Source organism: Ruminococcus flavefaciens, from assembly GCF_900143025.1.
GTDB lineage: Bacteria > Bacillota > Clostridia > Oscillospirales > Ruminococcaceae > Ruminococcus > Ruminococcus flavefaciens_I.
In genome coordinates this window covers 1-22,335 of sequence record NZ_FRCT01000014.1, presented here as the reverse complement: position 1 = coordinate 22,335, position 22,335 = coordinate 1, and the positions used below count along the sequence as shown (strand labels likewise).

Genomic DNA, 22,335 nt, shown 5'->3' with positions numbered 1-22,335 from the left:
GGCGGCGGAATGAACTTCGGCGGCTTCGGCGGCGATAACGGCGGCGGAATGAACTTTGGCGGCTTCGGCGGCGATAACGGCGGCGGAATGAACTTTGGCGGTTTCGGCGGCGGCAATAACGGCGGCGGAAACATCGACTGGGGCGGCATGGCAGGCGGCTTCAACGGCGGCGGCGGAGATATCGGCGGAGATGCAGGCAACGGCGGTAACGCAAACAAGGGTCTCAACGCCGAGATCAAGAATGATATGCCTACAACTGTACCAAGCGGCAACGAGAAGAGCGGTGGCTGCAAGGTAGAAAAGAAGACATATAACTGTAAATTCACAGGCGGACAGAAGAGCTGTAACGTTGTTCTTCCTCCTAACTATGATCCAAGCAAAAAGTATCCTGTAATGTTCGTTCTCCACGGTATCGGCGGAAACGAAGGCTCAATGGTAAGCGGTATGGGCGTTCAGGAGCTTCTTGCAGGACTTACCAGCAACGGCAAGGCTGAGGAAATGATAATCGTACTTCCAAGCCAGTTCACAAGCAAGAACGGCAACGGCGGCGGCGGTTTCGGTATCAATCAGGAGACCTGCGCAGCTTATGATAACTTCCTCTATGATATCTCAGACAGCCTTATCCCGTTCATTGAAGCTAACTATCCTGTAAAGACAGGCAGAGAGAACAGAGCTATCACAGGTTTCTCAATGGGAGGCCGAGAAGCTATCTACATCGGACTTATGAGACCTGACCTCTTCGGTTATGTTGGCGGTGCTTGCCCTGCACCCGGTATCACACCAGGCAAGGATATGTTCATGGAGCACCCCGGCTGTATGACAGAAAGCGAAATGAAATTCAGAGATGTAGGACCTGAGCCATACGTATTTATGATAACAGGCGGTACAAATGACTCTGTTGTTGGTACATTCCCTAAGCAGTACAGTGATATCCTTACAAGAAACGGTGTAGACCATGTATATCAGTCTATCCCGGGCGGCGGTCACGGTGCTGAATCTGTTAAGCCACATCTCTATACATTTATGAGATATGCATTCAAGGGCTCGGAGACAGCTCAGGTTGTTACAACAACTACTACCACAACAACCACCACAACCACTACTACCACAACAACTACTGTAACTACAACAGCTCCTGTAACAACTACAACTGTTGATATTAAGGAATTCCTCAATGATAAGGTAACTATCTGGGGCGACGCAAATATAGACGGTCTTGTTGATATGGGTGACGTTGTTGCTATAATGCAGTCACTTGCAAATCCTGACAAGTATTTTCTTTCAGATCAGGGTAAGTATAACGGAGATGTTTCAGAAGCAGGCTCAGGCATTACAAGCAGTGATGCACTTGTTATACAGAAGTTCCTTTTAGGAGCTGTCAAGTCTCTCCCAGAGAGCTATAAACAGTAAGTTTCGTAATATTTGATATCCTTTAAAAGAAGCGTATCGCACTTTGTGCGGTACGTTTTCTTTATGCGCTATTGAAATCGGAGTACATAAGTGGTATACTATTAATATATATACATTAATAGGAAAGGACCTGGAATTATGATTGACAGTGTTAAAAATATCCCCAGCGGACTTACCGAGTCTGAGGTAAGCTGTTCGTGCTGTGAGCTTGGGGATATAAAAGCAGATGAAGTAAAGGATTATGATATAGTAGTAGTCGGCGCAGGAGCTTCGGGTGTGCCTGCGGCAGGCTGGGCGGCTGAATTAGGTGCAAAAACCGCGTTACTTCAAAAGGAATCAGGAGTAGTTTCACAGGGCAACTGCGGTTCTGCGATAATAAAGTCACGCTCCACAGAGGCAGGTATCGCTAAGTGGATACACCATACAAACAGCCTTTGCGACTGGAGAGCTGATACAAAACAGCTTCGCGCATATGCCGAACATTCCGAGGAAGCTATGATGTGGTTCCTTAACCGTGCAGGACTTACTAAGGAAACTGAATACGGCGACGGAAGCAAGGTGGACAATAATGCAGAAAGTGCAAAGCTGCTCAACGACGGGGATAAGCTTTGTGCTTTCAGAAGCACCAGCGGCGACTTTACAGGCGTATGGAAAGACCGCATGAACAGCTACGATTACGGCGATGACCACTGCTATTTCTGGGCACCGTGGATAGGTCCGAAGCCTCTTAATGTGGGAAATGCGCTTCATAATGCCCTGAATAATATTATGGCAGAGCATGATAATCTTGATGCTTATTTTTCAACGCCTGCGGTAAAGCTGGTAATGGACGGCAGGAGAGTAACAGGCGTTATTGCTAAAAACAAGGACGGAAAATATATCCGTTTCAATGCTTCAAAGGCGGTAATACTTGCAACAGGCGATTATACCAACAATCCTGCAATGGTACAGCGCTGGTGCCCAGATATAGCTGAATTTGACAAGAAGCAGTTCGGCAAGACAGGTGACGGACACGTACTTGCAATCAGTGCGGGAGCAGAAATGGAAAACCTCGGACATACTAAGATGATGCATGATTTTGACTCTGCACTCATGTTTGAGGAGCCTTTCCTATATTTAAATATGAATGGCGAGAGATTTACCAATGAGTACACAGGCTTTGTGTATATGGGAAATCTCCTGAAATATCAGCCGAAATTCAAGGGGACTATGCTTGATGCCGACCACAAGGAAGGCTCAAAGGGCTGGTACTGCACCATATACGACAGCAATTATGTGAACTGGGATAAGGACGAGTTCGTGGACGGCTGTGTACCGCCTTTCGTTATGGAAAAGTTCATTCCAGGGGCTGTTGAGGAGCCGCAGGGCGTATTCAAGAACCTCATAGACCTTCACAGATGTGATACCCTTGAAGAGCTTGCAGAGGAGCTTGGTCTGCCGTATGATACTATGAAAGCTTCCATTGACAGATATAACGAGCTTTGCGAAAAGGGCTGCGATACGGATTTCGGCAAGCCTGCAAAGTATATGCATAAGATAGAAAAGGCTCCGTTCTGGGGTGCAAGAAAGCATATAAGAGTTTCCGCTGAGGTTTCGGGAGTCATAACCAATGAAAATGCACAGGCTCTTGACTCAAACGGCAAGCCCATAGAGGGACTTTACTGTGCAGGAAATCTGGGCGGTCCATTCTACGGCGGAGCTGATTACCCATTCCACCAGACAGGTCTTTCTCTCGGCAGATGCTATACCTTCGGAATGATAGCCGCAAAACACGCACTTGGCGTCCTTTGAGCTGATTAAGATGTTAGGTAGCGGCTTTGCCGCTCTGTAGGGGCGAACAGTGTGCGCACGTTGTACTTGGATTTTGGTTCATTGTGAAAACGTCTTTCTATAATAGGGGCAAAAAAAGCTGTTTTTCAACGGAAAACCATTGATTATTACAAAAAATATTTTTTACATTCTCTGTTTTGAATAAAAAACAATGAGCGAATGTGTTTATAATAGCTATGCAAGTGTACCATAAAGGAGATGATGCTTTTGAGAATACCGTTTGTGATAAAAAGAGCTGCCGCAGCAATAGGTGCAGGAATAATGCTCATGAGCTTTGCTTCATGCGGAAAGGCTGAAATACACGAATTAAATGTGGAGCATAATACCAAAGTTCCGCCGAAGATGATGTTTCTGGGCGATTCCATTGCCGCAGGATACGGACTTGAGGGTTACAAAAAGGGCGACAATTATCACTGTCAGTCCTATTCAAATATACTGAAGGAAAAGTATGAGCGTGAGCTTGAAGGCGAGTGCGGTCATACAATGGTGAATATGGCTGTATCGGGCTATACATCGGCTGATCTCATTGCACAGATACAGAGCGGCGAGCTTGATGGTGAACTTAAAGATTCGGACGCAGTTGTGATATCTATAGGCGGAAATGACCTTCTCGGCATAATGTTCGGACTTATCGACAGTCTCGGCATAGAGGATATCCGCTCCTTTGATATCAAGGATATCGACTTTGCAAGTGCGGCGGCGGCTTTTATCAGTATGGGCAGCGATGCGGATAAAGCTATCGAGCAGTTCAGCGTGAATATGGATACCATAACTTCTGAGCTTAAAAAGCGTACTGAGGGAGTTATATTTGTACAGACTCTTTACGATCCCGTTGCGTACTACGATCAGTTCTCAATGCTGACAGAGTTTGCGGCTCAGAAGATACTGAAGCTCAATAATGTCATTTCGGAAAAGTCGGCAGGCGGTTATAAGGTAATAGATGTTGCAGCGGATTTTACGGGCAGAGCAGGGGAGCTTACCAATATCAAGAAAATGGATATACACCCTAATGCGGCAGGACATGAGGTAATTGCGGAAGATGTGGACAGGTCATTCCGCGCTGTAGGATTTACCTATATTACTACCGAAAAAGTTAAGGACGAGCCTTCGTATGGCGGCAGAGTAGCTCTTTTATGCGGAATTGCCTGCGGCGTTTTACTTATAATAATATTTATAGCTTTTCTTGTAAAGCGAAAAAAGAATTAAATGGGCTAAGCCTGTATGTGGTATATAAGGCTCGATAAACGGTGCACGGCAGTGCGCCGTTTTTATTTATTTGGTGCAGCTGTAACTCGACGGCTGAAGGCTTGAAAAATACTTTTTTGTATGCTAAAATAATTCTTGTTGCACTTTGTCGATTCACTTTGAGTATATATTATGAAAGCGGAAATGCGCATAACACTTTTCAAATATGGGGAGGATCTGCCATGACAGACAAGGAATACGAAAGACTCTTTGCAAGATCTCCGCAGGAAGCTCAGAATGTCTTGTTCGATCGGTATTTCAACTACGTATATACTATCGTTTTCAATAAGCTGAGAAGCTGCGCTGCAAAAGAGGACATAGAAGAATGTGTCAGCGATGTTTTTGCGGATATTTTTGCCTACTTTGCAGACGGTTCAAAGCAGAATGAGAATTTAAAGGGCTTCATCAGTACAGTCGCTATACGAAAGGCTATCAATATGTTCCACAGCCTTACCTCTAAAAGCGGAAGAACAGTCTCCCTTGAAGAGGAGGATACGGAAAATTTACGCGATGATACCGATATCGCACAAAATGCCGAACGTGCGGAGCTCCGCAGGACGCTCCTTAGGCTGGTCGATGAGCTTGGAGAGCCTGATTCAACTATAATCATACAAAAATACTATTATGGTATGAATTCAAAGGAAATAGCCGAGACTGTTTCACTGGAACCCGCCGCTGTCAGGGTAAGATGCTCACGCGCAATAAAACGGCTTAAAGATAAGCTTGCTGAACTCGATATATCTTTGAAGGAGGCAGAGTCATGAAAGACAACAACAAAGAAATAGATTTCGGTATAATCGAAAATGCCGAGATGAATGAATTAGAGTCTCTTTCCGAAAAAGTCACACCTGTAAGCGGTGACGACAAGAAAAAAATTCTGGAAATGAGCAAAAGAAAGTTTAATACAAGAAATAATGACACAGAAAGCTATCGGGAGGATACTGTAAGCGGCTCCGAGCCTTATCGTCCGCGTACTATGTGGAAGATATTCGCTTCTGCTGCGGCTTGTATAGCTGTCGTAGGCGGTATCGCAGGCGGTGCGGCTCTCCTGCACAGAAACGGCAGTCCTGCCGCTACTCCTGAAACAACTACCGAAGCAGCCACTATCGCTGATACCACAGATGAGCCTGCAACTGAAATCATTTCCCAGAATGAGGTCTTATTCATCAAGGGAAACGATATAGATGGTCCTGTAGTTCTTAACGGACTCAATATAAAGAGCGCAAGGGTCAACTTTCTTCCGAATGCAGATGGTACTGACTTCGAGTATGCGATCGGCATAGAGCTTGACTACGAAGGTGCACGGAAATTTGAGGAAGCTACCTCAGAGCTTGCAGGTACAGGTACTCCCATATCTATATGGGTGAACGGGGAATGTGTATACGCTCCTACAGTAAACTCTGCTATAACGAACGGAAATTTAATAATTTCAGGCAATTTTGATATAAACAGTGCTACAGAGCTTGCCGATAAGCTTGAAAACAGCAAGTGTCCTTACGATGGTCAGATCTATAGTAAAGACGACTACGGACAGCTTTTCGTGGATCGCATGGCTGATCTCGTCAAGAATAACGGCAGAATAACAGATCTTTATTACTGCGATTATGATATCAACGGCGATGATGTTCCCGAGCTGTTTATACAGTATTACACATCTGACCCTGAGTATCCCAATGCCGTGTGTGAGCTTTATTCGTTACAAGGCGAGAGCTATACCGATCTCGGACTAAAATCGCAAAATATCTGGGTACATCACGACAATAAAGACGGTATCATTATTACAAAGACTTATACAGAAAACAACACCTATCTTGTATTCAGACTTAATGAGGACGGCGGTGTTACACTTATACATGAGTTCAGAAGTGTTGTAGAAAATGGAGAGGTAAGCTATACTATCGACGGCGTAGATTGTTCGGAAGAAGAATGGGCAGAAGAACTCAAAAAGGTAAAGCCTGATGACGTTGAATGGCTCGATGAGCTTGCAAAGAAGGTTGACTTAAAATTTGACAAGAATTTTGAAGCGAATTAATGAAAAAACAGACTCCGAAAGGAGTCTGTTTTTTATACATGGACGGATATTGACCGCTGAATCGTCATTTTTCTCTTTTCATTACCATTGAGATAAGGCAGAATATGAAAAATACGCATATATCTGCTGAAACTATGGTCGAGCCTACGGGAGTTCCTGCAAGTATGGACACGATAATTCCTGTTGCGGCGCATATGAGAGAGATTATCACGGAGCAGATTATTACGCTGCGGAAGCTCTTGAATACTCTCATTGCCGAAAGGGCAGGGAAGATGATAAGTGCGGATATGAGCAGTGAACCGACGAAATTCATTGCTATTACAATGATGACTGCAATGACTACCGCAATAAGGAGATTGTACATATCCGAACGTATTCCTGTAGCCTTTGCAAAGCTTTCATCGAAGGTAACTGCGAATATTTTATTGTATAACAAAAGAAATACCGTTACGACGATAATTGACATTGCAACACATATCCAAACATCTGTCAGTGAAAGAGTGAGTATAGATGTTGAACCGAAAAGAGTGCTGCATACGTCTGCGGAAACATTGCTGGTCATGCGCTTATTGCCGTTCTGGGCGGCTATATTCATCATCATATAGCCCAGAGCAAGTGCGCCAACCGATATCATGGCTACTGCCGCATCGCCCTTTATCTTGGTGTTGCTGCCTGTTCGCAGAAGCAGCACTGCCGAGACGATCGTTACCGGCATGATTATCAGCATATTGTTGGTTATGCCTGTTATAGTTGCAACTGCCATTGCGCCGAATGCAACGTGGGAAAGTCCGTCACCGATGAACGAGAAACGCTTCATTACAAGAGTTACACCGAGAAGTGAGGAGCAGAGTGCTATGAGAAGTCCTACTATCATAGCGTACCTTACATAGGGAAACTGAAAGTAGAACTGAAGCTTTTCGATAATATCACTCATCGTCGTCACCTCCCATTACTGCGAGGAAAGCCTGCCCTGTCTTGCTGGTAAGGTAGTCTTCCTTAGTGCCGAAGAAAAGCTGCTTTCTGCCTACGTGAAGGATATGTGAGGCATACTTTACGGCTGCATTTATGTCGTGTGAGACCATTATTACGGTAATGCCGTCCTTTTTGTTGAGACTGTCGATAAGCTCATACATCTCGTTTGTGGCTTTGGGATCGAGACCTGTTACAGGCTCGTCTAAAAGTATCATTTTTCTTGCGGCGCAGAGTGCTCTTGCAAGGAGGACCCTCTGCTGCTGACCGCCTGAAAGCTCCCTGTAGCAGCGCTTGGCGAGAGGTTCTATTTCAAGCCTGTGCATCATATCGTGGGCAAGCTTCTTTTCTTCCTTATTGTAAAATGGACGGAAGCCGCATCTGCTTACGCAGCCCGACTGCACTATCTCGCGTACAGATGCAGGGAAATCACGCTGTACTATCGTTTGCTGCGGCAGATAACCTATCTCGTTCTTGCCGACCTCGCCGCAGAGTGTGATATTTCCGCTGAGCTGGGGCTTTAGTCCGAGAAGCGCCTTTATGAGCGTACTCTTTCCCGAGCCGTTCTCACCGACGATATAGAGATAATCGCCGCTGTTTACGGTAAAATTAAGATTTTTCGTAACAATGTCTCCCTCGTATCCGAGAGAGACATTTTCGCATTTCAATAATGCTCCCATATTAATCAAGCACCTTCTTTAATGTTTCAAGGTCTTCGTTCATTAATGAAAGGTAAGAAGCTCCTTTTCTGATATCGTCAGAGGTAACGGACTGTAGGGAATTGAGCTTCTCTATCCTTGCGTTTTTATTGCCTGAGCTGCTTATTATTGACTTGGCGATCGCATCGCTTGAATTTTCTATTATAAAAACTGTATCGAGTTCAAGCTTGTCAAGCTTTTCTGCAAGCTTTGCGATAGTCTCGAAGCTTGCCTCTGTTTCTGCCGAACAGCCCTTGAAAGCTGCATAGTAATCGAGTCCGTAATCCTCAACGAGATAGCGGAACGGAAAGCGGTCGCCGAAAAGGAGAGTTTTTACCTTTGCGTTTTCAGCCATTTCCTTGTAATCATTATCAAGATCACGCAGCTTAGCTGTGTAAGCGGAAAGATTAGCTTTGTATTTGTCGGCGTTTGCGGAGTCAAGACCGCAGAGTTTATTGCAGATATCATCACAGATGATCTCGGCATTTCTTACAGAGAGCCATACGTGCTCGTCGTACTCGGGTTCGTCTTCGTCATGGCCGTGCTCTTCTTCCTCTTCCTCCATGCCTTCCTTGTGTTCTTCCAGCTGTACGTTGTCTTTTGCGGATTCAAGAAGCTTTACGACCTTCATATCCTTGTTTGCCTTGTTGCTGAGCACATCATCTACCCAGCTTTCCGACTCGCCGCCTACATATATAAACATATCGCAGTTTGAGATAGTCATAATATCCTCGGCATTGGGCTGATAATTATGTATATCAATACCGCTTTCGAGCAGATAGGTGATATCGGCGCTGTCGGTATCGCCAATTATTTCCCGAGTCCAGTCATATTCCGAAAAATTAGTACATACTATATTGAGCTTGTTACTGCTGTTCTTTTGCTTTGGAGCAGAACAGCCCATGAGAGCTGCCGAGATCAATACGGGAATTATAAACGCTGCCGCGCGTCTTGAATTCTTTGCCATTGCGGCCTCCTCTTTTGAATTTGATAATCATTTTCAAATCATATTATACTTTATTTATAATACCCTGTCAAGAGCCTGTTGTTAATTTCACATAACTTTCATTATATTACTGCAAAACTAATCACAGTAACAGTTCACTAAAACTTGACAAACGACACCAAAATGCGGTATAATAAAAGTTGTATACACACAGAATAAGAGTCGGTTGTCTGAACTGAACGGAAATTAGTCCGAAAACGCAGGAAATATCTTCTAAGGGGACAGGCTGATCGGCTATCTGCTGTTTAATAATTATTCCAAAAGGAGGTCACGCTATGGAACCTATCAATGAGATCACCGCACGTATCCGCGAGCTTCGTGAAATATGTGACTATACACAGGAAAAGCTTGCACAGGAGCTTGGACTTACTACAGAGCAGTATGCAGGCTATGAAGAAAATGGTGATTTTCCCATAAGCGTCATCTATGAGATCGCAAATAAGTTCGGAGTAGACTTCAACGAACTGGTCACAGGCGAGCCGAGCCGTATCGACACATTCCACGTCGTCCGCCGCGGCAAGGGCAGAAGTATAAGCCGTTACGAGGGATACCGCTTCAAGGATCTCGCCTTCCGCTATGCAGATAAAGTAATGCAGCCCCTTCTCGTAACTCTTGAGCCTTCCGATGAGCCTGCAAAGCTTGTTACTCACGCAGGTCAGGAGTTCAATCTTGTGCTCAAGGGCACTATCGCAGTCATATTTGAAAATCAGGAGATAATCCTGAATGAGGGCGACTCGATATACTTCAACCCCACTTATCCACACGGACAGCGTTGCGTCGGAGACAGCAAAGCAAGATTTCTTACCGTTATTGCCGAATGATCGGCTGTATCACGCTTACATAAAAAGGAGTATTTATTATCATGCTTTTAGACCGCTATCTTCCCCGTATAGAATTTGATTCTTACGAGGATTTCAAGGAAAATTACCGCGTTAATGTTCCTGAAGATTTTAATTTCGGCTGGGATATCGTTGACGAATGGGCTAAGCAGGAGCCCGAGAAGAAGGCTCTCATCTGGCTCAGTCACGACAAGAAGGAGAAGACATTCACATTTACCGATATATCAAAGCTCTCCAACCAGACCTGCCACTATTTCAGAAGCCTCGGACTCAAAAAGGGAGATGTAGTGCTTCTGATACTCCGCCGCCGCTGGGAATACTGGGTAATAGCTACCGCACTTCATAAGCTCGGCGTTATCCTTATCCCGGGTAATCTCCTCTTTACCACACATGATATCGCATACCGCGGAAACATGGCAGAGATATCGGCTATCATCGCCTGCGATGACGAGTATATCCGCGGACAGATAGACGAGGCTGCTCCTCAGATAAAGACTCTCCGCAAGAAGATCGCGGTCGCAGAGCCTCGTGAGGGCTGGGACTACTTCGAGGACGAGATCGCTAAGTATCCCGATACCTTTGAGCGTCCAACAGACGATCAGGCTACAAAGGCAACAGATACCATGCTCATATACTTCACATCAGGCTCTACAGGTATGCCTAAGATGGTCTGCCACAATTTCGCACACCCTCTCGGACATATCGTAACAGCTAAATACTGGCATCAGGTACAGGAGAACAAGCTCCATATGTCTATTTCCGACTCAGGCTGGGCAAAGTTCGGCTGGGGCAAGATCTACGGACAGTGGATATGCGGCGCAATACAGTTCGCATACGACTTCACGGGCAGATTTAACGCAAAGGATATCCTTGAAGTAATCAGCCACTATAAGCTGACTACATTCTGTGCTCCTCCTACAATGTACCGTTTTATGCTCCAGGAGGATATGACAAAGTACGATCTTTCATCTATCCAGAATTTCTGCAATGCAGGCGAGCCTCTTAATCCTGAGGTATTCAACCGTATCTACGAGCTTACAGGCAAGAAGATGCGAGAGGGCTTCGGTCAGACAGAGGGTACTGTACTTATCGCAAACTTCCCGTGGATAGACCCAAAGCCCGGCTCTACAGGAAAGCCTTCACCTCTTTACAATATCCACCTTCTCCGCGCTGACGGAACAGAGGCTGAGGACGGTGAAGAGGGCAGCATCATGGTATGCGGCATTGACAAGGAGCGTCCTACAGGTCTTTTCTGCGGCTATTACAAGAACCCCGAGCTGACAGAAGCAGTTCTCGGCGGCGAGAATTACGATACAGGCGACGTAGCATGGAGAGACTCCCACGGCTACTACTGGTTCGTAGGCAGAAATGACGATGTTATCAAGTGCTCGGGCTACCGTATCGGACCTTTCGAGGTAGAGAGCGCACTCCTTACACACCCTGCTGTAGTTGAATCGGCTATCACAGGTGCTCCCGATCCTATCAGAGGACAGGTAGTAAAGGCAACAGTCGTACTTGCTGAGGGATATACTCCTTCACCTGAGCTCACAAAGGAGTTACAGGATCACGTTAAGCACGAGACTGCACCTTATAAGTATCCTCGTGTGATCGAGTACGTAAAGGAGCTTCCGAAGACTCTCGGCGGCAAGATAAAGCGTGCTCAGATACGTCACCAGGACGAAGAAAATATACAGAAATAATCATAGAACCCAAGCAGCCATAAAGAAGCCCCAAGCATCTTTATGGCTGTTTCCGAATACGAACGCTCTTTACTTCCGCATTATAATTCCGTATACTCTTAGTTCTTAGCTCTTAGTTCTTAATTCTAATATAGGATTACTGCTAACCTAAAAAGTTTATTTTTTCTGAAACTTTTTCCGCAGTTACCCCGTTTTCGGGTATATCACTGCGTAAACTATAAGTAATATTGGGGGTGGCAAATATGACTTCTGATGCGCATCAAATCATATCCCAGGTCTACAAGGCAAAAAATGACAGCCACGCGGCAGATGAGCTTATTGCAGCTTATATGCCGTTCATAAAGTCAGAAACTGCAAAATTTCTCAATCGTCCGCCCGATCAGAGCGATGACGAGTTAAGTATAGCTATGTTCGCATTCTATGAGGCTATAAAGAATTATTCAAAGCTTCGCGGTTCGTTCCTTAAATTTGCTGCATTGCAGATAAAAAACCGCCTGATCGACAACTACAGAAAAGAAAAACGTAATAAAGGACAGATCTCGCTTGACGTTTCTGATGACGAAAAAACAGACCTGAAGGATACAATTCGCGATGAGCACGACGACTACGAAGAAAATGAGATTCGCGAAGCGACAAAACAAGAAATAGAGGAGCTTTCTGCACAAATGAACGACTTCGGTGTATCCATGACCGATGTTGCGGAAAATTCTCCGCGTCAGCGGCGTACTCTTGAAATATGCAAGAAAGCCGTTGCATACGCCAGAAATAACCCTGATATTCTCGAGGATTTCCTGAGAACGAAACGAGTTCCCCTTGCAAAGCTTGCGGAGGGGGCTGATGTGGAAAGGAAATCTCTCGAAAGACACAGAAGATATCTTGTAGCTGTACTGCTTATATGCACAAACGGTTATGAGATAATGCGCGGACACATCATGCAGGTACTCAAAGGTGGTGAAAAAGTATGAAATATATAGTTATGGAATGCCATGAAGGATACGCAGTTCTTATGGACGAAGAGTCAAGATTCGTAAACGCTGCAAATATGCACTATGAAGTCGGACAGTCCGTCACAGATCCGATCATTATGAACGAAGAACATAATGCAAGAAGGATAACGTTCACCGTAGGAAAGCTTATTGCTGCCGCAGCTTGTCTGGTCATTTTTGCTTCAGCAGGCTCGATATATTATTCACGCAACCTGAAGCCTCATTCAACTGTACTTATCTCATCTGATGCCAATATCAGACTTGAGGTAAATAAGAAGGGCAAGGTATTACATATCGTCAGCGACAGTGAGATCGGAAAGGATATCCTTAAAAATTACAACGGTAAGGGTAAGGATAAGCTCACAGTAACAAATGAGATATTAGAGCTGGAAAAAGAAAAAGGCATTATCTCAGACGGTGATACCATAGATGTATATATTTCGTCCGATAATTCCGACGATTACCGCAGCATCAAGTCTGACCTTGAAAAAGGTATCACAGATGTGAACGTAGAGGTACACGGTATTGACAGCCTCAAAAAGCCTGCAAAGCCTACAGAGGGCGTCAAGAAGTCTGAGCCTCCAAAGCCTGATGCTGAAAAGAGTCCTGATAAAAACGTTACAGGAAAGATAGATACACCTAAGAAACCCGATCAGGCAGCAGTAACACCTCCTGCACCTGTTGATCCTCCTGCTCCTGCTGTACAGCCTCCTAAGACTGACAACAGCAAGGCAGATGCTCCTGCACCTCCTGCACCGCCTGCAAATGCAGGTGAACCCGAGCCGCCGAAGGCTCCTGAAAAGCAGGGTGATGCTGAGGCACCTAAGCCCGACGCTCACGGCGAGCCTGCAAAGCCTGCTCTGCCGAATGAGGGCGAGCTCCCACATCCTGAGCATGAGATACACGAGAAGCTTTCCGCTGATACAGATATAAGCGAGCGTGTAAGCTTCAACAATATGAATCCTGTTATGCTCCTGCCCGAGCCTAAGCAGGAAGAAGAACCTCCGCAGGCGGCTGAACCGCCAATAGCAGAGCCACCTGCTCCCGAAGCTGGTATCCCACCCCAGCCTCCGGTTCTACCGTAAGGAAACATGAATATATATAAATGAAAAGCCCCCGAAATGATCCACCGATCGTTTCGGGGGCTTTCCTATTTCTGCAATATGAACTGAATACCATGCTGCCGTTTCTGACGGCAGATATAAAATGCAGGGCTTGAGCTGCGGAATTTCCGCATATAATAACATAGGGAGACCTTTTGATAGGTCTCCCTGTTTTTACATTAATACGCCGTGTTTTTCGTAATCGGCTACTTTTATTATCTCGTTCTTATCGCCTACAAACACTACCTTAGGACGGTGAGTTTTTATCTCCTCGGGAGTCATATTTGCATAAGCCATTATAATGACCTGATCGCCCTTCTGTCCTGCACGGGCTGCTGCTCCGTTGAGACAGATAACACCGCTTCCGCGGTCGCCTGAAATGACGTAGGTCTCGATACGGCTGCCGCTGTTTACGTTGGCGATATGCACTCTCTCATATTCGTAAAGTCCTGCGGCTTCCATAAGCTCCTCGTCGATAGTTACGCTGCCTACGTAGTTGAGCTCAGCCTGTGTTATGACAGCGCGGTGGATCTTGCTTTTGAGCATTGATATTTCCATGGCAGCCTCCTTATACGTCTTCTGTGAAGAAGTTGTCGATAAGGCGTGTACTGCCGATATATACAGCCATAGCGCAGAGTGCGGGACGGTCGATAGTCTTTATCTGCTGCATTGTTGCGCAGTCTACTATCTTTACGTAATCTATACGTGCAAGAGGCTCGGCTTCGATGTGCTTTTTCATAGCTCCGATTATTGCAGAGCAGTCCTTTTCGCCCTTCTTTACCATGTCCATACCCATGAATATTGCCTGCGAAAGTACAAGAGCAGCCTTTCTTTCAGCTTCATTAAGGTATGTATTTCGTGAGCTCTTTGCAAGTCCGTCAGCCTCGCGGACGATAGGACAGCCGATTATCTCGATGTCCATGTTGAGGTCGTCTACCATGTGGCGGATAACCGCAAGCTGCTGAGCGTCCTTCTTGCCGAAGTAGGCTCTGTCAGGCTTTACTATATTGAAAAGCTTTGATACTACTGTGCATACGCCTCTGAAATGAACAGGACGGCTAAGTCCGCAGAGCTCCTGTGTGAGGATTGTCATATCCACGAATGAGGAGAAGCCTTCATGGTACATCTCTGACGGCTCGGGATTGAAGATAAGGTCGCCGCCGTGAGCTTCTACAAGCTTTGCATCGTGATCGATATCACGGGGATAGCTTTCCAAGTCCTCGGTAGGACCGAACTGCATGGGGTTTACGAAATCAGATACGACTGTTCTGTCGTTATCCCTGTGTGAAGCGTCGATAAGGCTTGCATGTCCCTCATGGAGATAGCCCATTGTGGGTACAAGTCCTACTGTGAGCCCCTGTGCTCTCCATTCCTTTACCTGTGCGCGTACTTCATCTATAGTCTTTACTATTTTCATATCATCAACACTCCTTCATAAGCTCGTTTATAACATCATCATCTACAGCGTAGGTATGCTCCTCAGAGGGGAATACACCTGATTTTGTCTCGCTAATATAGTCCGAGATGCCTTGACGCATAACTGCGCCGACTTCTGCGAAACGTTTTACGAATTTAGCTGTATGTCCTGTTGTAAGTCCCAGCATATCCTGATATACCAGTACCTGACCGTCACAGCCGTTTCCGGCACCGATACCGATAGTGGGAATGAACAGCTTCTTTGTGATGATATCTGCAAGCTTTGCAGGTATACCCTCAAGCACTACTGCACAGGCTCCTGCCTCCTGTATCTTCATAGCGTCCTCGATGAGTTTCTTTGCCTTGTCAAGGCTTTTGCCCTGTACCTTGAAGCCGCCGAAAGCGTTTACTGACTGAGGTGTGAGTCCGAGATGAGCCACAACGGGGATAGATGCGTTTACGATAGCTCTTATCCGGTCGCAGACTTCCGCGCCGCCTTCAAGCTTTACCGCATTTGCACCGCCCTCTTTGATGAGGCGTCCTGCATTTACAACAGCGTCCTGCACACTTACCTGATATGACATGAAAGGCATATCAGCTACGATGAAAGCGTTTTCTGCTCCTCTTGAAACTGCGGCGGTATGATGTATCATATCCTCCATAGTCACTGGCAGGGTGTTCTCATAGCCAAGCATCACCATGCCGAGGGAATCACCGATAAGAATTGCATTTACGCCGCACTCGTCGATGATCTTCGCTGTTGTGTAGTCGTAAGCAGTAAGCATCGTGATCTTGTCACCTGATTGCTTCTGCTTCAGAAGGGTCGAAACAGTGTTCTTCATATTCAATTTTCTCCTTAAAAGATGTTACCTTTCCGAGTTCTCGGATAAGATACGATGCTATTATAGCAAGGCATTGTGAAAAACGTGTGAATACCTGTTGATGTGATGAAAAATCATTGATAAATACAAACGCCTCCCACTTGGGAGGCGTAAAACTGTAATAATTTACTTATTCTCAGCTGTGATCGGGTATGATTATCGCACCGTTGAGGCTGAGGTTGCGAAGGAAGGTAAGTCTTGCCTTGTCGATATATTCGGGCTTTACCATGTAGTAGAGGTAATGCTCCATAAGGTTGAACATATCGAATGTGCGTCCCTCTATCTTGAACTGATTGAAGCCCATAGGCACGTACTTGTTCCAGATATCATCGGGAGTGATATGTGTGCTCAGGGACTTGATGTCGAAAAGACTTCTGTGCTCACACTTGCACTCGAATATAGCCTTTGCTTCGGGGTGGTCTGCGGCAAATTTATTCGAGTCGAAGGGGACGCTTGGATACTTCTTAACGTGATTTGCATAGGCTATCTGCTCTGTACCTATGGTCTGATAGTGGAGAGAACGATTTGCGCAGCCCGGATTGCAGCAGGCGTTCACAAGTATCTCGCACTTTTCCTTGTTGGGTATCTTTTCAAGTATATCGAATTTGTTGTTGAGGTCGTAGTCGATAACGACTATATGATAGTCCTTACAGACTTCTTCATATAATGTATCAGGGTCTGTGATACGCTTGCAGGTAGAGCTTGTGAGCTTGAAATTAGGATAGTTCTTTCTTATGTAGTCCTCAAGGATAGGGGACATAACGATACATTCATTGAGTCCGTTGTCGGCAATGTGCATGACCATGTTGCAGAATTCATCGCTGAGATGCTTCTTCTCTATCATGGGATTTGTGAATGTAAAGCGGAGCGGTATGCCCTTTTTGTTGAAGTAGCCTGTTACGCCCTTTACGAAGTCCTTATGGCACATACCATGCATTACTCGTCCGCCGTTCCAGAGAGATGGCGGGAATACTCCGTATATCGAGGCTATCTCAACTCCCTCTCGGAAAAACTCGGGACTGTTCTCCATCATGGTGAGAAAAACTGTATTGAATTTAAAGAGTCTTGCAAAATCAGGCAGATGAAATCTAACTTTCACTGTATTACCTCCTTATGTCAGCTTTTTGCCGACTTTATATCTATCAAGTAAATACATTATAACATATTTTTATTTAAAAAGCAACATTGGAGAATTAAGAGCTCATGTCACGCTGCCAAAAAAACACCTCAGGAAAATGTTCCTGAGGTGCTCTTTTATTATTCCGTTTGCTGTACCTTACCGTAAATACAGCAATCAAGAGTAAATGGGGATAGGGGATTGGATAGAAAACCATCTGTCCTATGGGGAATCTATAAAATAGAGAGGACAGTTTTATTTAATCAGCAATTATTCGCTGATCTCAGCGTCTGTTGTAGCCTCAACAGCTTCTGTTGTTGTCTCAGCAGCAGCCTCTGCAGCAGCCTTCTCAGCAGCGTGACGGAGGTGTGGAGGCATTGGAGGCTCAGGCTTCTCACCGTTAGGTCCTACAGGAGGAGCTGGTGGCTCAGGCTTTTCGCCGTCCTCAGGAGCTACAGGAGGAGCTGGTGGCTCAGGCTTCTCGCCGTCCTCAAGCTCAGCAGGCGGTACAGGAGGAGCTGGTGGCTCAGGCTTCTCACCGTCTTCAAGCTCAGCAGGAGCTACAGGCGGTACAGGTGGCTCAGGCTTCTCGCCGTCTTCGAGCTCTACAGGAGCAGCAGGCTTGTTGAAGTCTACGTGAACCTTAACCTTCTCGATCTTATCCCAGTTCTCCTTGAGAGTATCTGTGATAATATCATACTTGTCAACGTCGATGAGGTCCTTGATGTTGTTGAAGAAATCTGTTACATCAAGATCTACAGGACCGAGTGGCTTCTCAGCCTCTACAGGTGCGAGTACAACTTCTTCTGCAACCTCAGTTGCCTCTGTCTCTTCATCAGCTGTCTCAGCTTCAGCAGAGGTCTCTTCAACAGCAGCTGCTGTTGTCTCTTCTGCTACAACTACCTCGTCAGTAGTCTTTGCCTCCGGTGATGCTGTTGCTGCAAATACAGTTACGCCTGTTGCTAATGAAAGAACAGAAACAGCTGCAATTGCGGAAAGGATCTTCTTGTTTCTCATTGTGGTTTACTCCTTTACAATTTAATTATTTTTAACTCCGTGCCGGGAGTTTAAAAGCTTTGTTTTGCTTTACATAAACAGATTACGAAGTGGGATAATAAAAAAAGGGGTATTACAGAATTTTTTTTCAAAAAAAATTCAAAGTTTTGTAATATCCCGATTTACAGGCTTTTTTTAGCGGCATTTTTTTAGTGAGCAGTGTAGGTGAGAGTTGGTATTGCGATTTTTTTAGGTTGGATCTGAAAAAAGTGAAGCTTTTGTCAGCGGATCTGAAATGTATGGAGAGATGCTGCTGACACAATAGCTTATGTGGGCGTTTATTTACATTTATATAGTATATAGGGGGGGCAGTCTGAGGAACTGAGAGCGGCGTGCTCTTGCAAAAGGGCTAAAGGCTGAGGACTTGCGGCGTACCATATCCGCTTCTGCACTATTTTTACGCTGTATACTTGACAATGGACGGGTTTTCGTGTATAATATACTCGTAAAATTGATATAGGGGGTGCGGTATTATGCCGAAAACAACAAAAGACAAAGAGCTCGATAAAATGTACAAGGATCTCCTTGAGACCCGTGACAGTATCCATGCAAGAAATGACGAGGGCAACAGACTGCTCAAATTCTTCGTCGGACTGCTTATGCTGGGCGGCGGCTTGTTCATGATATTCCAGAATATCGAGGTATCGAGTTCGTGGGGATATGGCGGATACTTTTTCAGAATAGGCGGTTTCGGACTTCCGAACGGACTGATAATGCTTCCGATAGTTGCCGGTATCGCAATGCTTTTCCTTATGGACAGAAAGATATTCGGCTGGGTCGTACTCTCTATCGGAATAGTTATCGTACTTCTGAGCGTAATGTTGACGACTCATCTGAGGTGGCGCACGACCAATGCCTATGTTTTCATAGTAATGTTCGGTCTTGTGGCAGCAGGCGGCGGCATGGTGCTGAGAGAGCTTTTCAGAAAAGACTAAATAAAACAGCAAGACCCGTGAGCGGAAGTTCACGGGTCTTTTTTTTATTATGTATGCCATTCGGAATTGAGGAATTCAATTCGCTTTTGCAGCCATTTTGTGAGATATTCTGCGGCTTGTTTTTCGTTGGTGCACTTCTTTGCTTCATCTGAAAGCTCGAATTCAAACTGATAATTTACGATCAAATTGTTCCATTTCTTGTAGTTTTCCTTGAAATCCTGCTGATATTTTTCGCTGTCCTCCTCGATCATCTTGCAGGTCTGCTCAAAAATACCCTTGTCATAAGCCTTTGTCCATGTATCCTTTACCATGTCACGATACCAGTCCTCATAGGCAAGAACAGCGAGCCACGGATTGATCGAGGGCTTTTCCATGCTCGGGTCGGGAATAATGTTTGCGGCATAATATCCGTAACCGTCCTCACAGCGCGGTCTGTTGCCCATTGAGGAGTCGAAGTCCCACGGAGCCTCAAAACGTAGCTTTTTGCTGCCTCCGTCACTGAAATCAGCGTCCATATAGAAGCTTGACCATGTAATATCGGCATCGCAGGTGAGTTCGCTGATAATGTACATATCCACAAGCGACTGGATATCGACAACGTTTTCCACAGCTTGCTGCGGTGTAATTGAGGTGGTTTCTGAGACAGTTTTATATTTGTCGTCAAACACGAAAGCCTTGTCATTGTAAGCAGCCTCGTACATTATTTTATATGTGTTGTTGACGAAGTTTTCGATAAAATCGTGCTGTTCCTGAGAATAGATCTCGCTTTTTATCGTGACTCCGAGAGGCTGTTTGATAGTTCCGCCGGCGCTGAGACATTTTATAGTCCTGCCGCTGCCGTCATTGCCGTCGTAAGGCTTCAGCAGAGCATTATTGTTAAGGTCGAGGGGGAATGCCTTCAGCTCTTCCTCATTCTCAAAATAGCCGTCAAATTCAAGGAAATAGCCTATATCCGTGCCTTTGTAATCCTTTTTGGGCGAATTGATATTGACTCTGTTTTCGCTGACCTGCTGCTGTTCGGTAAGCAGGTAAACACCCATGTATTCGCCGTTTACCTCCACATTGACAAGCTGTGAATCCGCAGAATACAGGCCGTCCTCGCTGAGTATCTGACGTGATGCGAAAAATGCAGCCTTGTTCCTGAGCATTGAGCCGTCCTTGTACTCGGCAAGCAGCACCCAGTTCTTGAATTCAGCGCCGTTGTTGAGTCCGAGGAGGTTGGTCTTTTGCTTGAATTTTATCCTCAGCGGCTTTTTGGGGTAGTCTGTAGTCCAGTTGCCCCTGACCTTTACCTGTGCGGCGCATGGCTCAAGATCACTGCTTCCGTCCTTGGTTGTAAGCTTTACATAGCAGTTCTCATAGTAAGGCTCGGGCGGCATAACATAGCCAGGTGTCCATGAGGCTTTTGATTCTGCAACGTGTTTTGCGACAGGACACTTTACGAAGTCCATGACATTTTCAGCCGTGCTCTCAGTTTGTATTGAGATGATCGGAAGATCAAGGTTTTCCGATACGCTGCTTGTTTGGATCTCGGGAATTTTTATTTTTTCATCTTTTTTTGCAGAGCAGCCGAACAGAAGTACAGCTGACAGCGAAACCGATAAAATTTTATTTAGTTTGTTCATAAAAGAAACTCCTAACAGCAATAATAAGTTTATTATAACATATTATTCTGTAAATGGCAATATTTTTGGTAAAAAGCGCTGAAGAAACTGGGGTTTTTTACTGTGAGCGGCGCTGAATAGCTATAACATATAGTTTATAATCAGTATACTTATTCTGCTGAAGATTTATATATATAATGTATAGAGGCCATTGATTTAATAATAACCGTAAGAACAATGCGCTTTTTAGTTTATTTTTCTCAATAAATAGTTTTTGAATTTAAAAACAGTCTTTACAAAATATCAGTATTTTATAAAAAATAGTAATCTGAATACCATATTTAAAATTTCGCACTAAAAACGGTAAATGACAAAAATTGGTATAGTAAAAAGATATTCTATTTTGGCATATCATGTTCCAGTTGACCTAATAAGGCTAAAAACAGCTGTTTATCAACGTCGAAAAATAGGGTTGAAAAAATCATACTTTTTGATTTTTATTGCTATTTTTACCGCAATATTTGACCGATTTGCTTTTTGACCGCAATAAATGACTTGTGACTATTATAGTAATTTAATTATAATTAAGTTAGAAATAAAAACACCAAATTATACCGAGGGTATTACAAAATCCAATTCTCTAACTTAAAAGGAGTGATTTAGTTGAAGCTTAATAAGATCAAAAAGATCATCGGCGCAGGTGCTTCCGCAATGATGATCGCAGCTGCTATCCCTGCTGTTGCTTCAGCTGCTGATCAGCAGACAAGAGGCAATATCGGCGGATACGACTACGAAATGTGGAATCAGAACGGTCAGGGTCAGGCATCAATGAATCCCGGTGCAGGTTCTTTCACCTGTTCATGGAGCAACATTGAAAACTTCCTTGCTCGTATGGGTAAAAACTACGACAGCCAGAAGAAAAACTACAAGGCTTTCGGCAATATCGTACTCACATACGATGTTGAGTACACACCAAGAGGAAATTCTTATATGTGCGTTTACGGCTGGACAAGAAATCCTCTTATGGAATATTACATTGTAGAAGGCTGGGGCGACTGGAGACCACCCGGAAATGACGGAGAAAACAAGGGTACAGTAACCCTTAACGGCAATACATATGACATTCGCAAGACAATGCGTTACAATCAGCCATCACTTGACGGTACAGCTACATTCCCACAGTACTGGAGCGTTCGTACTTCAAGCGGTTCAGCTAATAATCAGACAAACTACATGAAGGGTACTATCGACGTTTCCAAGCACTTCGAAGCTTGGGAAAAAGCAGGTCTTGATATGTCCGGTACTCTCTATGAAGTATCCCTTAACATTGAAGGTTATAGATCAAACGGCCAGGCTAACGTAAAGAGCGTTACAGTTTCACAGGGCGAAGGCGGTGGCCAGCAGCAGAATAATGACTGGAACCAGAACAACAACCAGCAGCAGAACCAGAATAACGACTGGAATAACTGGGGTCAGCAGAACCAGAACAATGACTGGAATAACTGGGG

General features: G+C 45.0%; 20 protein-coding genes. 11 read left to right on the top strand and 9 right to left on the bottom strand.

The window, feature by feature from the left end:
- From BUB28_RS12930 to BUB28_RS12910, 5 genes are all read left to right on the top strand, one after another.
- On the top strand, positions 1-1,410 hold a 1,410-nt coding region (locus BUB28_RS12930), incomplete at its 5' end, for an alpha/beta hydrolase-fold protein (RefSeq protein ID WP_242939994.1).
- Positions 1,411-1,548: 138 nt separating this feature from the next.
- Positions 1,549-3,201, top strand: a complete 1,653-nt coding sequence (locus tag BUB28_RS12925; protein WP_072951963.1) for an FAD-binding protein — start codon at positions 1,549-1,551, stop codon at positions 3,199-3,201.
- 246 nt (positions 3,202-3,447) lie between these two features.
- Entirely contained in the window at positions 3,448-4,446 is a 999-nt protein-coding gene (locus BUB28_RS12920; RefSeq protein WP_242939993.1) for an SGNH/GDSL hydrolase family protein, read from the top strand.
- A gap of 221 nt (positions 4,447-4,667) precedes the next feature.
- Complete coding sequence (locus BUB28_RS12915) at positions 4,668-5,249, top strand: RNA polymerase sigma factor (RefSeq protein ID WP_072951962.1); 582 nt, start codon at positions 4,668-4,670, stop codon at positions 5,247-5,249.
- Positions 5,246-6,517 (top strand): SecDF P1 head subdomain-containing protein, encoded by a 1,272-nt coding sequence (locus BUB28_RS12910; protein ID WP_072951961.1) that lies wholly within the window; start codon positions 5,246-5,248, stop codon positions 6,515-6,517. Before BUB28_RS12915 ends, BUB28_RS12910 begins: the two co-directional genes overlap by 4 nt.
- A 64-nt stretch (positions 6,518-6,581) precedes the next feature.
- On the opposite strand, the gene BUB28_RS12905 is transcribed toward BUB28_RS12910, so the two are convergent.
- The 3 genes from BUB28_RS12905 to BUB28_RS12895 are packed head-to-tail and all read right to left on the bottom strand — an operon-like array spanning position 6,582 to position 9,151.
- Positions 6,582-7,451 carry a metal ABC transporter permease gene (locus tag BUB28_RS12905; protein ID WP_139277558.1) on the bottom strand — a complete coding sequence of 290 codons (870 nt, stop codon included), beginning with the start codon at positions 7,449-7,451 and terminating at the stop codon, positions 6,582-6,584.
- Entirely contained in the window at positions 7,444-8,166 is a 723-nt protein-coding gene (locus tag BUB28_RS12900) for a metal ABC transporter ATP-binding protein (RefSeq protein WP_072951960.1), read from the bottom strand. The genes BUB28_RS12905 and BUB28_RS12900 overlap by 8 nt, the downstream gene beginning before the upstream one ends.
- A 1-nt stretch (position 8,167) precedes the next feature.
- Positions 8,168-9,151: a metal ABC transporter substrate-binding protein gene (locus BUB28_RS12895; RefSeq protein WP_072951959.1), complete on the bottom strand. Its 984-nt coding sequence runs from the start codon at positions 9,149-9,151 to the stop codon at positions 8,168-8,170.
- Positions 9,152-9,465: 314 nt separating this feature from the next.
- Between BUB28_RS12895 and BUB28_RS12890 the strand changes: the two genes are divergently transcribed.
- From BUB28_RS12890 to BUB28_RS12875, 4 genes are all read left to right on the top strand, one after another.
- A complete protein-coding gene (locus tag BUB28_RS12890) occupies positions 9,466-10,011 on the top strand; it encodes a helix-turn-helix domain-containing protein (protein WP_072951958.1) in 546 nt (181 codons plus the stop codon).
- A gap of 41 nt (positions 10,012-10,052) precedes the next feature.
- Positions 10,053-11,729, top strand: a complete 1,677-nt coding sequence (locus BUB28_RS12885; protein WP_072951957.1) for an AMP-binding protein — start codon at positions 10,053-10,055, stop codon at positions 11,727-11,729.
- A 242-nt stretch (positions 11,730-11,971) separates the two neighbouring features.
- Entirely contained in the window at positions 11,972-12,694 is a 723-nt protein-coding gene (locus BUB28_RS12880) for a sigma-70 family RNA polymerase sigma factor (protein WP_072951956.1), read from the top strand.
- Positions 12,691-13,800, top strand: coding sequence for an anti-sigma-I factor RsgI family protein (locus BUB28_RS12875; RefSeq protein WP_072951955.1), 1,110 nt, complete (start codon positions 12,691-12,693; stop codon positions 13,798-13,800). Before BUB28_RS12880 ends, BUB28_RS12875 begins: the two co-directional genes overlap by 4 nt.
- 192 nt (positions 13,801-13,992) lie before the next feature.
- Here the strand turns inward: BUB28_RS12875 and panD are convergent, their stop codons facing one another.
- The 5 genes from panD to BUB28_RS12850 all read right to left on the bottom strand — a co-directional run bounded on the left by panD (position 13,993) and on the right by BUB28_RS12850 (position 18,249).
- Positions 13,993-14,376 (bottom strand): aspartate 1-decarboxylase, encoded by a 384-nt coding sequence (gene panD, locus BUB28_RS12870; protein WP_072951954.1) that lies wholly within the window; start codon positions 14,374-14,376, stop codon positions 13,993-13,995.
- Between the two features lie 10 nt (positions 14,377-14,386).
- On the bottom strand, positions 14,387-15,235 hold the full coding sequence (panC, locus tag BUB28_RS12865; protein WP_072951953.1) for a pantoate--beta-alanine ligase: 849 nt from the start codon (positions 15,233-15,235) through the stop codon (positions 14,387-14,389).
- Between the two features lie 4 nt (positions 15,236-15,239).
- Complete coding sequence (panB, locus tag BUB28_RS12860; protein ID WP_072951952.1) at positions 15,240-16,076, bottom strand: 3-methyl-2-oxobutanoate hydroxymethyltransferase; 837 nt, start codon at positions 16,074-16,076, stop codon at positions 15,240-15,242.
- A gap of 175 nt (positions 16,077-16,251) precedes the next feature.
- Complete coding sequence (locus tag BUB28_RS12855) at positions 16,252-17,214, bottom strand: hypothetical protein (protein ID WP_072951951.1); 963 nt, start codon at positions 17,212-17,214, stop codon at positions 16,252-16,254.
- A gap of 288 nt (positions 17,215-17,502) precedes the next feature.
- Positions 17,503-18,249, bottom strand: coding sequence for a hypothetical protein (locus BUB28_RS12850; protein ID WP_072951950.1), 747 nt, complete (start codon positions 18,247-18,249; stop codon positions 17,503-17,505).
- A 512-nt stretch (positions 18,250-18,761) separates the two neighbouring features.
- Between BUB28_RS12850 and BUB28_RS12845 the strand changes: the two genes are divergently transcribed.
- Complete coding sequence (locus BUB28_RS12845; protein ID WP_072951949.1) at positions 18,762-19,223, top strand: hypothetical protein; 462 nt, start codon at positions 18,762-18,764, stop codon at positions 19,221-19,223.
- Positions 19,224-19,270: 47 nt separating this feature from the next.
- Here the strand turns inward: BUB28_RS12845 and BUB28_RS12840 are convergent, their stop codons facing one another.
- Positions 19,271-20,848, bottom strand: a complete 1,578-nt coding sequence (locus BUB28_RS12840) for a CotH kinase family protein (protein WP_072951948.1) — start codon at positions 20,846-20,848, stop codon at positions 19,271-19,273.
- Positions 20,849-21,490: 642 nt separating this feature from the next.
- Here BUB28_RS12840 and BUB28_RS12835 point away from each other — a divergent pair.
- The coding region (locus BUB28_RS12835; RefSeq protein ID WP_175547855.1) for a glycoside hydrolase family 11 protein at positions 21,491-22,335 on the top strand (845 nt) is incomplete at its 3' end.